A 13625-nucleotide genomic window follows, 5' to 3' on the forward strand; every position below is an offset into this window, starting at 1 on the left:
CTTAGTCTACCTGAGGGTACTGAGCGGGTAAGGTTAACGTAAAACAGGCCCCACCCTCTGCCCCATTCTGTGCTGAAATATGGCCATCGTGCAATTCGGTAATCGCTTTGCATATCGCAAGGCCCATCCCGACGCCGGGGATCGCTGATTCGCTCTCGCCACGGCTAAATTTACTAAATAATCGCGCAGGGTCACCCGGCGGCAGGCCCGGGCCTTGATCACAGATCGTTACCTGAACGTGGTGGGCATCAGGATAAATACCCACGGTGATCGGCGCTGTCCTACCGCATCCATATTTAATAGCATTTTCAAAGAGATTTACAAACACACGCTCCAATAAAGGTCCTTCGCCACGGACTAAAATGACGTGTTCTGGACTAAGGTAGCGGATTTCCACCTCAGGAAATAGTCGTTCGATGGCCTCGCACGCGCTTTGTAACACTTCTTCAATGCTCAGCCAATCCGCGGTGAGGCGAAAACCTTCCGCCTCAATTCTGGCCATATCCAACATATTGCTGACAAGACGGATCATACTCAGCGTTTGCTCTCGTAACGCTGCCAGCTGTTCCATGATATCGCTAGGCTGTTCACCGAGTTCTAACGTCAGCATTTCTGTATGGGCAAAAAGCACCGTCAATGGCGTACGGAGATCGTGGGATAACGCCGAGAGTAGGGAATTACGTAACGCCTCCCGTTCAATGGCGACACGTGAAAACTGTTCACGCTGCGTCAGCATCACACGCTGTTGCGCTCCCGCGATAAGGAGTACTAACGTTTCTAATAAACGCTGCTGTTCTGGGCTGACCAGAAATTGTGGGCTAACGGTCGCTAACACCACCACCCCATAAACTTGGTTATTACTCTGCAGCGGTAGCATCCGATAAGGGACACCTGCGAGCGTATCGGTCCCGGCGCCTGCCGCCTGCCCTTTCTCGAAACACCAGCGAAGGATGGCGCGATCCGGCGATAATTCACTGAGGGTTCCTGCTAAGGGCTGTAGCTGGTTGTCCTGATTAGGCAGCCATATCTCGCAGGTCGTTGATAAGGCACGTCCGATTGCCTTCTGACCGGCTAGCGCAATCTCCTGTGCTTCACCGTGTTGGTTTAATTCACGCGCCAATTCGTAGAGCTGTGTGCTGCGTTTTTCTCGCGATCGGGCAACCCGCGCTTGATAGCGTAGCCCGGCGGTAAGGTTACCGATCAATAAACCGACCCCCAACATGATGGAAAAGGTGACGGCATACTGGGCGTCAGAGATCGCCAACTCTCCTTTCGGATTCACAAAAAACCAATCAAATACAACGATATTGATCAATGAAGCAAACACAGAAGGCAGTCGACCAAACTTCAGCGCAATCAAGACCACGGCAAGTAGGTAAACCATGACCACATTAATCGGCGAAAATTGTGGGATAAAGATATTAAAGAGTGTGGTGATCGCGGCACAAGCAAGCGTCGCAGCCAGATAGCCGAGCCAAGGCCGAGGACCCAAACCTTGACTGAACGACGAGGAAGACGATGTATCTTTGACGTGGTCGCAAGCGATAATCAGTACATCAAGATCGGGGGCGGCAGCGCCGAGTTGTCGGGTGAGGCGTTGCCGCCACGCTTGGGTGATTGCTCCGCCTCCTGTCTGACGACCAACAATTAACTTACCCAAATTATGCTCGCGGGCATAACGGACGATAGCGGTAACGCGATCATCAGCCGAGAGGGCCGATGTTAGCGCGCCAAGATTTTCCGCAATCCGTAAATATTGCAATACCCTATGGCGCTGAAGCCGAGAACGAGAGCGGTAGCCGACAACGTCGACGCTAATAACATGCCATTCGCAGCCAAGGCGACTTGCTAGCCGAGCCGCGACGCGAATGAGCTTCTCACTCCCTATGCGACCATCAATACAGACTAACAGTGCATCGTTCGTGTGCCACACTCGGTCGTCTAAGCGCCGACTATCTCTCCACGCCCGGACTTGTCCGTCGACCCGCTCTGCCGTGCGTCGCAAGGCCAATTCGCGTAATGCGAAAAGATTACCTTTGCGGAAAAAATTTTCTATCGCACGCTCGGCACGATCGCCGACGTAGACATTGCCTTGTTGTAGGCGCTCGAGTAAATCGTCGGGGGAGATATCGACCAATACGACTTCGTTAGCTTGCTCAAAGAATGGGTCGGGGATCGTTTCTCTGACTTGGATCCCTGTGATGCCACTGACTACATCATTCAAGCTCTCAAGGTGCTGAACATTCAGGGTTGTCAGGACATCGATGCCGCTATCGAGCAGTTCATCAATATCTTGCCAGCGCTTGGGATGGCGGCTCCCTGCCGCGTTGGAGTGGGCAAGCTCATCAATTAAAATGATACTCGGCTGGTGCCGTAACGCACCATCGAGATCAAACTCATCGTAGAGTTGCCCACGGGCTTTTTGCCGTGGGAGAACCGTCAATCCTTGCAGTAATGCTTGGGTTGCCACTCGCCCATGACTTTCGGCGATCCCGACCAGCACGTCGATACCTTGCGCCTGTAGGCGGTGGGCTTCTTGCAACATCGCCCAGGTTTTTCCAACGCCCGCACAAGCACCAAAATAGATTTTAAGCTTACCGCGTGCCGCTTGTTGGCTTTCGAGCAACAAGCTTTCTGGTGTTGGACGGCGATCGTCGTCAGTCATGCATTACTTCCCCACTAGGCGCTGATCGAGCGCTATATTAAGTGCGACTAGGTTTACCACAGTTGGCCCCATAAAGGACAGTCGTGGTTGTTCCGTATAGGCACTGACGAGCTTTTTCACGTCGCTTACCGCAAGGTGCCGCGCCTGCGCGACACGTGGGATCTGCCACTCTACCGCCGCAAGCGATAACGTAGGGTCAAGCCCACTCGCTGATGTGGTCACCAACTCGGTCGGTACTGCACGACTGGCGAGGGGGTTCTGTGAGCGTAGTAGACTCACCTGTTGATCGATACGTTGCGCAAGTTGTGGATTGCTCACTGCGAGGTTACTCCCACCGGAGGCGAGAGGATTATCCGCGTGCCCTGCCGTCGCAGAGGGTCGGCCATGGAAATATCCCGCTTGTGTAAAATCTTGCCCAATTAACGTGGAACCTAGCAGTGCTGAACCTTTTTTGATCAGCGATCCCTGCGCCTGTTGGGGAAATAGTCGATTACCCACGACGGTAGTGAGCAGAGGATAAACGATCCCCGTAAGTAGCGTTAACAGCAGAAATAGCGAAACAGCAGGTCGAAAAATGTTCATTTTATTCTCCTAAGCCACACCCAGCGCGGTTAATAACAGGTCGATGACCTTGATTCCCGGGAAGGGTAAAATGAGTCCGCCTAGCCCGTAGATCCATAGATTACGGCGTAATAAGGCCGACGCAGAAACTGCTTTATACGGGACACCACGTAGCGCTAGAGGGATCAGCGCAACAATGATCAGCGCGTTAAAGATGACGGCAGATAAAATCGCCGAGGAGGGAGAGTGAAGATGCATGATATTCAACTCTGCCAATTGCGGATAGACCACCGTAAAGGCCGCAGGAATAATGGCGAAATACTTCGCCACATCGTTAGCAATACTGAAGGTGGTGAGTGAGCCACGGGTCATCAGCATTTGTTTACCGATATGTACGACTTCCAGTAGCTTGGTCGGGTTCGAGTCCAAATCGACCATATTTCCTGCTTCTTTTGCCGCTTGAGTACCGGAATTCATCGCGACCGCTACGTCTGCCTGCGCCAGTGCTGGGGCATCATTCGTCCCATCACCGGTCATCGCCACCATTCGTCCTTCCGCTTGATATTGTCGGATTAGCGCGAGCTTAGCTTCTGGAGTCGCCTGCGACAGGAAGTCATCGACACCGGCTTCAGCAGCAATCGCCGCTGCTGTCAGGGCGTTATCCCCCGTTACCATCACCGTTTTAATCCCCATCTTACGTAGCTGACTAAAACGCTCTTTAATTCCGCCTTTGACGATATCCTTCAGGGCGACCACCCCCATGACGCGTTGATTCTCAATCACTACCAGCGGGGTCTCACCACGACGTGCGATCTCATCCGCCGTCTGCACAACTTCATCAGGGAAACTACCGCCTTGCTGGCGGGCATAGTCACGCACCGCCTCCATCGCACCTTTCATAATGCGTGTTTGTGCGAAGTCTATTCCACTCATTCTGGTTTGAGCGGTAAAGGGAATAAAGGTGGCTTGCAGCGAACTCAACTCACGTTCGCGTAAATTAAAGCGCTGTTTTGCTAAGACGACGATACTCCGTCCTTCTGGCGTTTCATCCGCTAACGAAGCGAGTTGCGCGGCATTGGCGAGTGCCTCCTCAGTCACGCCTTCGGCCGGATAAAAGGCGGAAGCTTGGCGATTACCAAATGTGATCGTGCCGGTTTTATCCATCAGTAAGACATCCACATCGCCTGCCGCCTCGACGGCTCTACCGCTGGTCGCGATCACGTTGGCGTTAAGCATCCGACTCATCCCGGCAATACCGATCGCGGATAAGAGTGCGCCGATGGTCGTCGGAATAAGACAAACCAATAAAGCGACCAATACCACGACGCTGATAGCATGCCCTCCCCACAACGAAAATGGATAGAGCGTTGCCGTCGCGATAACAAAGATGATGGTCAGAGATATCAATAGGATAGAGAGGGCAACCTCATTGGGGGTTTTACGCCGTTTTGCGCCTTCAACCATGGTGATCATCCGGTCAATAAACGTTTCACCGGGGTTCACGCTACATTGGATCACCAGCCAATCTGATAAAATCCGCGTTCCGCCGGTTACCGAAGCAAAGTCACCTCCGGCTTCACGGATAACGGGCGCAGATTCACCGGTAATCGCGCTTTCATCGACCGATGCCCCGCCGATTAAGACCTCCCCATCGCAAGGAATAATGTCGCCAGCGTCTACCCGTACCCAATCGCCTTTACGTAACGCCTCAGCGGACAGCGTGGTAAACGCAGCATGCTCAGTCGGCTGTTCGAGCTTCTTCGCCCAGCTCGTTTGTTTTAGTCCTTTTAAACTTTCCGCTTGCGCCTTGCTCCGCCCTTCGGCTAAGGCCTCCGCGAAATTAGCGAAGAGGACGGTGAACCATAGCCATAGACTTATCGCACCGGTAAAAATAGCCTCCGACCACTGCTGCTGTGCCAATGCGAAGAGGGCCATCACGCTAGTGAGCGCACTACCTAGCCATACCACAAACATCACCGGGTTGCGCCACTGAGTGACGGGGGAGAGTTTTCTAAATGAGTCACCGCAGGCTTGTAATAGAGCCTGACGAGAGGTCGTTGAGTTCCGCATATTAATGACTCCCAGCCGCAGACTGAGTAAGAAGTTGTAAATGCTCGGCCACTGGGCCTAACGCGAGAGAAGGAATGAAGGTTAATGCTCCGGTCAGTAATACCGTTCCGATCAGTAACCCGACGAATAAAGCCCCATGAGTGGGTAGAGTACCGGCACTACGTGGCTGAATATTACGTTTTACCAGTCGCCCGGCAATAATCAGTAGCGGAATAAAGGGTAGGAAGCGCCCCAGCAGCATGACGAGACCCAGTAACAGATTCCAGAAGGGGGTATTCGCAGAGAGCCCACCGAATGCGCTACCGTTATTATTTGCTGCAGAAGAAAGTGCATAAAGAACTTCGGTAAAACCATGCGGACCAGGGTTGCTGATGCCCGCACGTCCTGCTTCCGTCATTAACGCTAGGGCGGTTCCGGCAAGCACTAATAACGGTGTTATTAGGATATAGAGTGCCGCCATTTTCATTTCGTGGGGGCCGATTTTTTTCCCGAGGTATTCGGGGGTACGCCCAATCATCAGTCCGGCAATGAATACGGCAAGAATAACGTTAATCAGCATGCCATACAGGCCCGAGCCTGCCCCACCGAATACAACCTCACCTATCTGCATTAACCATAAAGGTACTAGCCCCCCTAATGCGGTGAGCGAGTCATGCATGGCAACAACCGCCCCACAAGACGCGGCCGTCGTCACCACGGTATATAACGACGAGGCTAAGAGACCAAAGCGACTCTCTTTACCTTCCCAGTTAAACGCGCTGTCGCCACCGGCCAGCGTCAGAGACGGATTTCCTTTCAATTCAGCGTACATCACGACTACCACGGCAACGATAAACATTAGACTCATCGCCCACAGCAGCGCATTGCCCTGCCGTTTATCCTTAACCACATCGCCAAAGGCGAAACAGAGGGCTGCGGGAATAAGGAAGATCAACACCATCTGTACAAAGTTAGTCAGGACATTTGGGTTTTCAAACGGATGGGCCGAGTTAGCGTTAAAGAAACCGCCGCCATTAGTCCCCAATAGTTTGATCGACTCTAAGGAGGCAACCGGCCCTAGCGGTAGACTCTGCTTAACGCCTTCCAGCGAGGTGTAATCCACGTAGCTATGTAGGCTCTGTACCACGCCTTGGCTGATAAAGAAGAGTGCGCTGAGAAGTGAGAGTGGGAGTAATAAGAAAAGCGTAATACGCAGTAAATCGCGCCATGCATTCCCCAAATGTGTCTGTTCACGCCAGATGAATCCGCGGACTAGGGCGAACAGTATGGCGATACCTGTGGCTGCCGACAGGAAGTTTTGAACGGTCAGACCCACCATGCTGCTGAAATAGCTGATAGTGGTTTCTCCAGCATAGGCCTGCCAGTTGGTATTTGTCACAAAACTTATTGCCGTGTTGAGCGCTAGGTCCCAACTCAAGCCAGGCAGATGTTGCGGATTAAACGGTAACCATGCCTGTGATAGCAGTATTATAAAAAGAAATAGAAAACCGAGTAGGTTGAATACCAAGATAGCGGCGAGGTAGTGATAGCCATTCATCGCGTTGCGCCGAATACCGCATAGGCCGAATAGCCCCTTTTCAATAGCGCCACATCCGACGAAGGCCTGATCGTGGATCATCGCAGCTAACAATTTACCCAAAGGTTTGGCACAGACCAACACCGTTACCAGAAAACTCGCAATAAGTAGCGCGGCTTGACTGGGCATCAGAAATTCTCCGCATGAAATAAGGTATAAAATAAGTAGCCTAATAAGGCGAGGATGAGCACAGTTCCGATCATAAAGGCTGGTGACATACGCTTAACTCCAGATTTTTTAACTTCCTGAATATTAAGGTTTTTAAGATAAAAAAATCGTAAAGATTGGCGAAGAGATATAAATAAAATATAAAAATTCGGACCTTAGGAAGTCGCTGGCTTTTGCATTATAAAAAAAATCAACGTATAACATGCTGATAGCTATTTAGATGTCTAAACGTTTAGAAGGTCACATGCAATCAGAAGCTAAACAGAATGGTTCATTGCAGCGCACGATGAAAGCCCGTCATCTCGTCATGCTCTCTCTTGGCGGGGTGATTGGTACCGGACTATTTTTTAATACCGGCTACATTATCGCCAGTACAGGTGCGGCGGGAACGTTACTCGCGTATTTAATTGGGGCCTTGGTGGTCTGGCTAGTGATGCAAAGTCTCGGAGAGCTCTCAGTCGCCATGCCAGAAACGGGTGCGTTCCATGTCTATGCTACGCGTTATCTCGGCCCCGCCACAGGTTATACGGTTGCCTGGCTCTACTGGTTGACCTGGACCGTAGCCTTGGGGTCGAGCTTCACCGCTGCTGGCTTCTGTATGCAGTATTGGTTCCCAACCGTCCCGATCTGGCAGTGGTGTTTACTCTTCTGCGTCATTATTTTTGGTCTCAATATTATCTCTACGCGCTTTTTCGCTGAGGGTGAGTTCTGGTTCTCGATCGTGAAAGTGATTACGATCCTAGTCTTCATTATTTTGGGGGGCGCTGCCATTTTCGGCCTAATACCGATGCATGACGGGACGCCACCTCCCTTTTTACACACTATTACCGCCGGAGGCTGGTTTCCCCATGGCACGCTACCGATCCTCATGACCATGGTTGCGGTGAACTTCGCATTCTCAGGCACGGAACTTATCGGGATTGCGGCGGGTGAAACTGAAAATCCGGAGAAGGTTATCCCCGTTGCGATCCGTACGACGATTGCCCGACTCGTGATCTTTTTCTTGGGAACCGTCTTTGTGTTGGCAGCGCTCATCCCTATGCAGCAAGCCGGGGTTGAGAAAAGTCCTTTCGTGCTGGTCTTCGAGAAGATTGGTATCCCTTATGCGGCTGATATTTTCAACTTTGTTATCCTTACCGCAATCCTCTCGGCCGCTAACTCTGGTCTGTATGCATCGGGAAGGATGCTATGGTCATTAGCTAACCAACAGACGCTACCGCGTGCATTTGCGCGGGTTAATCGTCGTGGAATACCCGTATTTGCTATTAGTATTAGTATGTTGGGTGGAGTGTTAGCGCTCTTTTCGAGTATCGTCGCGCCTGATACCGTCTTTGTCGCGCTCTCGGCCATTTCTGGCTTCGCCGTTGTCGCCGTATGGCTGAGTATCTGTGCTTCCCACTATCGGTTCCGTCGCCACTATATTGCCTCCGGCCAGCCGATCGAGGGTCTTGCCTATCGCGCCCCTGGCTTTCCTGTACTCCCTATTCTTGGCTTTGCCTTGTGTCTTATCGCCTGTTTAGGATTGGCCTTCGACCCAAGCCAGAGAATTGCGCTATGGTGTGGCCTACCCTTCGTTGCGTGTTGCTATGCCGCCTACTACCTAACCTCTGCAAAAAAAGCTAAGGACGTGAAGCATGTCTCTGACTAATCCCCTGACCTCGTTACTCACTCAGCACCCCTTTATTGTGTTGGACGGTGCTCTGGCTACCGAGCTGGAAACGCGGGGATGCCAGATTACCGATAGCCTTTGGTCAGCCAATGTCTTAATTAATCAGCCAGAAATTATCCGTCAGGTGCATCTCGACTATTTTCGGGCCGGTGCACAGTGTGCCATCACCGCTAGCTATCAGGCGTCGATTGAAGGGTTTGCTCGGCGGGGGCTGAATACTGAACAGGCGCAAGCACTCATCGCCCGTAGCGTGACGCTGGCCATAGAAGCACGAACTGAGTTTCTTCGCGAACAGCCAACGGCACCCCGCCCCCTAGTCGCGGGATCGGTCGGGCCTTATGGCGCTTTTTTAGCGGATGGTTCGGAATACCGCGGCGATTACTCGTTAACACCTGAAGCTTTTATTGATTTTCATCGCCCCCGCATTACACAACTGCTGGCTGCGGGTGCAGATCTACTCGCCTGCGAGACACAGCCTTCTTTCGCTGAGATCCAAGCATTATGTCAGCTGATACAAGAATTTCCCGAGGCGAGAGCGTGGTTTAGCGTTACCCTTAAAGATGCTCAGCACCTCAGCGATGGTACCCCGTTAGCAACCGTCGCCAATTTCCTGGCGACGCAACCTCAGGTCGTTGCATTGGGGATTAACTGTATCGCACTGACAGAAACAACAGCGGCACTCGCGCATTTACACCGATTAACCGCTCTGCCGCTCGTGGTGTATCCCAACTCTGGTGAGACCTACGATGCGACAAGTAAAACGTGGCACCAGGGCGGTACCCATTGTCAACAACTGAGCGACTATCTCCCTGATTGGCTGGCAGCAGGCGCACGGCTGATCGGCGGCTGTTGCCGAACCTCTCCTACAGATATTCAGGCATTGGCCCAACAGCAGTCAGCCCTCACGAATGGGCAATAAAACGCTTACGCCAAGGTTTGAGCACTGTAATCGCTAAGAGTGCGGTGAGCACGTCCAACCCAATGGCTAGGCTAAAAACCGGTACCCACCCGTGGCTTGCTTGATAGAGTAACGCGGCGAGTGGGCCACCGAGGATCGATCCCACCCCCTGAGATAGGTATAACCAACCATAATTGCTCGTCGCATGTTGCTGGCCAAACGTATCGGTTAGGGTTGCGGGGAAAAGAGAGAATATTTCTCCCCATCCTAAAAATACGACCCCCGACAGTAGGATGAATAATAGCGGGTCCTGCCGGAAGGTCAGCCATAGCGTCATGGCACATGCCTCTAGGATAAAGGCGACAAACATCGTATTTTCGCGCCCGATACGATCAGAGACCCACCCAAAGAGGGGGCGGGTAAGGCCGTTGGTGAGGCGATCAAGACTCATCGCCAGCGGTAGCGCCGCCATACCGAAAATCAGCGCCTGTCCGACTCCAATATCTGTAGCAAAACTCGCGAGTTGCGAGGTGACCATCAGCCCAGAGGTAGACATACACGCCATCATAAAAAAGAGTAGCCAAAATAAGGGCTGCTTAAGCATTTGTGAGGAAGAGTAGTTGCGTTGCCTTGGAAGATTAACGTCCGCTGTTGCCTTCACGACAGGTGCCTCGCGCAGTCCACGACTAGCTAATCCTCCCACTACCGTAAAACCTACCCCAAACGTGGCTAAGGTGGCCGTTAAACCATGGTGAGCGAGCGAAGTAGAAATGGGCAAGGTTGTCACGATAGCCCCCATACCATAGCCTGCCGCGACCATCCCTGCCGCGAAACCGCGCTGGTGCGGGAACCAACGTACAACTTGCCCTATAATACCGATGTAGACAATCCCCGTCCCGATACCGCCGACTACGCCATACATCAGGTACAGCATCCATAACGAGTGGCTAACCGCCGCACCTATCCAACTGAACCCCGTCAGCAAGGTACCTAGCCCGATTAACCGCTGCGCACCATAGCGATCAATTAATTTGCCCTGTAATGGGGAGAGGAATGTCTGAAAAACAATTAATAACGAAAACGTCACCTGTAAGACTGGCAGCGTGACATCAAGCCGTTCCAAGAGAGGCTTTGTCAGAAGCGTCCAGACGTACTGAGGACTAGAGATTGAGGCCATACACAGTAGCCCCAGAGCCAATTGTTGCCACTTTTGCGCAGGTCGAACTTGCGTAGGGGTAAGGCTAATTTCAGTCTGCACGCTCATCAGTTTTCCTCCCTCGTGATAGGCGTTAACTGAAGCAAGGTCTGTGCCAGTCCGGACAAGTAAAAATAACTTATTGGTCTCTCGGCAGAACATATCTTTTTCGGTATACCCACGGCATAATAAGTCCCTCTGCTGCCAATGCGTAATCTATGAAAAAACAACGTATTACCCTAAATGATATTGCCGTGCTTGCCGGGGTCACTAAAATGACGGTAAGCCGCTATTTACGCACACCTGAAAAAGTGAAGGCTGAGACTGCCGAGCGTATTGCCAGCGTCATTGAAGAGGTTGGGTTCGAACCCGATCCAGATAATCCTCATATTACGAGCCAATCCATCCCGCGAGTCGGCGTGCTTATCCCGTCCTTTAATAATCAGATTTTTAGCGATCTGTTGGCTGGGATTGAGAAGGTCGCTGAAGCGCAAGGCTTTCAGACTTTAGTCGTTACCTACGATTACTCCTTACAGAAAGAAGAGGAGCAAATCGCGGCGCTACTGGCTTTTAATATTAAAGCGCTGATTTTGACCGATACGGCACACACCCTGCGAGCCGAAAAGTACCTACAAGCAGCCAAGATCCCTATCGCTGAAGTGATGGGAATTGCATCGCATCCCGACAGGATCAACGTTGGGTTTGATAATTTACAGGCGGGTTATCAAGCTACACGAGCGCTTATCGACTCGGGTAGGAAACATATTGCCTATTTTGGCTCAATGTCAGATTTGCGCGATCAACAGCGTTATCAAGGCTATTGTGCTGCGCTGGACGAGGCGGGATTACCCTCTACTCATATCAGCCCTAAAAGGGTCTCGTCTATTGAAACTGGCGCGACCATGATGCAAGAAGCCTTGCACTCCGTTCCGGAACTTGATGCGATTTTCTGTACGAACGATGATTTAGCGATAGGGGTGTTACGTGCCTGCCAAGCGGCTGCTATCGAGGTCCCGCAGCATATCGCCATCGTCGGCTTCCATGGTTTAGAGATCGGACAAATCACGACACCACGCTTAACCAGCATTCATACTCCACGTTTTGAGGTCGGTCAACGCGCAACAGAATTATTACTACAACGCGTACAAGGTATTACCACCCCCTGCCAAGTCATTCTTGAAACCCGCTTTCTTAATGGAGACACTTTCTCAACCCAATAGAGCGTCCGTCTAACCCCTGCCGGATCACGTTATCCGTAACATCATTTCTTAACACGATTCAGCGTGACTTAGCTCGCAAAAACATTTGTAAAAACATTGTTTCATAGTAGTCACAAAATATCCGTCCTTTCGAAGAATATAGTGACTATGCTTATAAATTCATAACCGAATGACGATGATAAAGGATAATTTTTCATGGAAGATAAGCGAAGATTTTTTCAGAGACAGTGTTTTCTGAGGGGAGGAGTACTATGAGTCATAAAGTTCCAGGAACCCGTTGGTATCGGATTATTGTTCCGATATTAATCGCCTGTATCATTTCTTTCATGGATCGGGTGAATATCAGTTTCGCGCTTCCTGGCGGAATGGATCAAGACTTAGGGATTACTAGCCAGATGGCGGGTGTCGTCAGCGGTATCTTCTTTATTGGCTATCTCTTTCTACAGATCCCCGGTGGACGAATTGCCGTACATGGTAGCGGTAAGAAATTTATTGCTGCCTCACTCACTGCATGGGCCTTCATCTCAATTGCTACGGGGTTCGTCACACACGAATACCAACTACTCTTCTTACGCTTCCTCTTAGGTATCGCTGAGGGCGGAATGCTCCCCGTCGTCTTAACAATGGTTAGTAACTGGTTTCCAGAGAAAGAGCTGGGGCGAGCCAATGCTATCGTGATGATGTTCGCACCACTAGGTGGCATTTTTACCGCACCGGTTTCTGGTGCGATTATCTCTGCCTTGGACTGGCGCTGGTTATTCTTTATCGAAGGGATTTTGTCCGCCATCGTAATGATGTTGTGGTGGGCACTAATTAGCGATCGCCCACAAGAAGCACGGTGGTTACCGGAAACAGAACGTGAATACTTACTAACGCAATTAAAGGCCGAACGCGAAGCCCGTGAAGCAAAGGTTGCGGTTAGTAACGCACCGTTAAGAGATGTTTTCAAAAACCGTGGGTTAGTGACACTTATTTTCCTCAACTTCTTTTATCAAACAGGCGACTACGGTTATACGCTTTGGCTACCGGCCATTTTGAAAAACCTTACCGGTGGTAATATGGCGGATGTTGGCGGCCTTGCGATTCTACCGTTCGTTGCAATGCTGGCAGGTATTTATGTCATTTCACTGCTGAGTGACCGTTCAGGAAAGCGTCGGATGTGGGTAGGTATCTCACTACTCTGTTTCGCCGCGTCTCTCGTCGCCTCAGTCGTACTCCGCCATCATATTGTTGCCGCCTATATCGCATTGGTCGTCTGTGGTTTCTTCTTGAAAGCAGCAACCAGCCCCTTCTGGAGTATTCCAGGGCGGATCGCCTCAGCGGAAGCGGCAGGTGCAGCCCGTGGGGTGATTAACGGATTGGGGAATTTAGGCGGATTTTGTGGTCCGTATCTGGTCGGTGTGATGATTAACTTTTATGGCCATAACGTCGCAATCTATGCCCTGTCGGTATCACTGCTGATTGCCGCTATCCTATCTATGATGCTGCCTAAGCAATGTGATATCCAGCCTGATGAAGAGGCCGTAAACCATCCGGGAAAGCAGATCGCCGCGTCTAATCGTTAATTAAAGGTTTCGCGGTAAGGTACCTTACCGCACTTCAA

General features: G+C 51.3%; 10 protein-coding genes. 4 read left to right on the forward strand and 6 right to left on the reverse strand.

Annotated features, from left to right (window positions below; translation table 11 throughout):
- Position 1 precedes the first annotated feature (1 nt).
- Genes kdpD through kdpF form a run of 5 tightly spaced genes read right to left on the reverse strand, consistent with a single transcriptional unit; the run spans position 2 to position 7090 of the window.
- Positions 2 to 2665 carry a two-component system sensor histidine kinase KdpD gene (kdpD, locus tag HGT70_RS11860; protein WP_214195962.1) on the reverse strand — a complete coding sequence of 888 codons (2664 nt, stop codon included), beginning with the start codon at positions 2663 to 2665 and terminating at the stop codon, positions 2 to 4.
- 3 nt (positions 2666 to 2668) lie between these two features.
- Positions 2669 to 3247 carry a potassium-transporting ATPase subunit KdpC gene (kdpC, locus tag HGT70_RS11865; protein WP_214195964.1) on the reverse strand — a complete coding sequence of 193 codons (579 nt, stop codon included), beginning with the start codon at positions 3245 to 3247 and terminating at the stop codon, positions 2669 to 2671.
- Positions 3248 to 3256: 9 nt separating this feature from the next.
- Positions 3257 to 5296 carry a potassium-transporting ATPase subunit KdpB gene (kdpB, locus tag HGT70_RS11870; RefSeq protein ID WP_214195966.1) on the reverse strand — a complete coding sequence of 680 codons (2040 nt, stop codon included), beginning with the start codon at positions 5294 to 5296 and terminating at the stop codon, positions 3257 to 3259.
- Between the two features lies 1 nt (position 5297).
- Entirely contained in the window at positions 5298 to 7001 is a 1704-nt protein-coding gene (gene kdpA, locus HGT70_RS11875; protein ID WP_214195968.1) for a potassium-transporting ATPase subunit KdpA, read from the reverse strand.
- A complete protein-coding gene (kdpF, locus tag HGT70_RS16875; RefSeq protein WP_071432640.1) occupies positions 7001 to 7090 on the reverse strand; it encodes a K(+)-transporting ATPase subunit F in 90 nt (29 codons plus the stop codon). Before kdpF ends, kdpA begins: the two co-directional genes overlap by 1 nt.
- Before the next feature lie 194 nt (positions 7091 to 7284).
- Between kdpF and mmuP the strand changes: the two genes are divergently transcribed.
- Positions 7285 to 8688, forward strand: coding sequence for an S-methylmethionine permease (gene mmuP, locus HGT70_RS11885; RefSeq protein ID WP_071432641.1), 1404 nt, complete (start codon positions 7285 to 7287; stop codon positions 8686 to 8688).
- Positions 8675 to 9628 (forward strand): homocysteine S-methyltransferase, encoded by a 954-nt coding sequence (gene mmuM, locus HGT70_RS11890; RefSeq protein ID WP_214195969.1) that lies wholly within the window; start codon positions 8675 to 8677, stop codon positions 9626 to 9628. The genes mmuP and mmuM overlap by 14 nt, the downstream gene beginning before the upstream one ends.
- Here mmuM and oxlT read toward each other — a convergent pair.
- Positions 9612 to 10871 carry an oxalate/formate MFS antiporter gene (oxlT, locus tag HGT70_RS11895; RefSeq protein ID WP_071432646.1) on the reverse strand — a complete coding sequence of 420 codons (1260 nt, stop codon included), beginning with the start codon at positions 10869 to 10871 and terminating at the stop codon, positions 9612 to 9614. The genes mmuM and oxlT overlap by 17 nt on opposite strands.
- Positions 10872 to 11020: 149 nt before the next feature.
- On the opposite strand from oxlT, the gene HGT70_RS11900 reads away from it, so the two are divergent.
- Both HGT70_RS11900 and HGT70_RS11905 read left to right on the forward strand, forming a co-directional pair.
- On the forward strand, positions 11021 to 12022 hold the full coding sequence (locus HGT70_RS11900) for a LacI family DNA-binding transcriptional regulator (RefSeq protein WP_214195970.1): 1002 nt from the start codon (positions 11021 to 11023) through the stop codon (positions 12020 to 12022).
- A gap of 251 nt (positions 12023 to 12273) precedes the next feature.
- The gene (locus HGT70_RS11905; RefSeq protein WP_071432650.1) at positions 12274 to 13587 is read left to right on the forward strand and encodes an MFS transporter; all 1314 of its coding nucleotides are present in this window, start codon (positions 12274 to 12276) and stop codon (positions 13585 to 13587) included.
- Positions 13588 to 13625: the final 38 nt, after the last annotated feature.

This window comes from Rosenbergiella collisarenosi, assembly GCF_018494085.1.
GTDB classification, from domain to species: Bacteria; Pseudomonadota; Gammaproteobacteria; order Enterobacterales; family Enterobacteriaceae; genus Rosenbergiella; species Rosenbergiella collisarenosi.

What these genes read in the sequence shown, in the direction of transcription:
- kdpD (WP_214195962.1), bottom strand. Translation starts at nt 2,665, where the DNA reads ATGACTGACGACGATCGCCGTCCAACACCAGAAAGCTTGTTGCTCGAA.
- kdpC (WP_214195964.1), bottom strand. Translation starts at nt 3,247, where the DNA reads ATGAACATTTTTCGACCTGCTGTTTCGCTATTTCTGCTGTTAACGCTA.
- kdpB (WP_214195966.1), bottom strand. Translation starts at nt 5,296, where the DNA reads ATGCGGAACTCAACGACCTCTCGTCAGGCTCTATTACAAGCCTGCGGT.
- kdpA (WP_214195968.1), bottom strand. Translation starts at nt 7,001, where the DNA reads ATGCCCAGTCAAGCCGCGCTACTTATTGCGAGTTTTCTGGTAACGGTG.
- kdpF (WP_071432640.1), bottom strand. Translation starts at nt 7,090, where the DNA reads ATGTCACCAGCCTTTATGATCGGAACTGTGCTCATCCTCGCCTTATTA.
- mmuP (WP_071432641.1), top strand. Translation starts at nt 7,285, where the DNA reads ATGCAATCAGAAGCTAAACAGAATGGTTCATTGCAGCGCACGATGAAA.
- mmuM (WP_214195969.1), top strand. Translation starts at nt 8,675, where the DNA reads ATGTCTCTGACTAATCCCCTGACCTCGTTACTCACTCAGCACCCCTTT.
- oxlT (WP_071432646.1), bottom strand. Translation starts at nt 10,871, where the DNA reads ATGAGCGTGCAGACTGAAATTAGCCTTACCCCTACGCAAGTTCGACCT.
- HGT70_RS11900 (WP_214195970.1), top strand. Translation starts at nt 11,021, where the DNA reads ATGAAAAAACAACGTATTACCCTAAATGATATTGCCGTGCTTGCCGGG.
- HGT70_RS11905 (WP_071432650.1), top strand. Translation starts at nt 12,274, where the DNA reads ATGAGTCATAAAGTTCCAGGAACCCGTTGGTATCGGATTATTGTTCCG.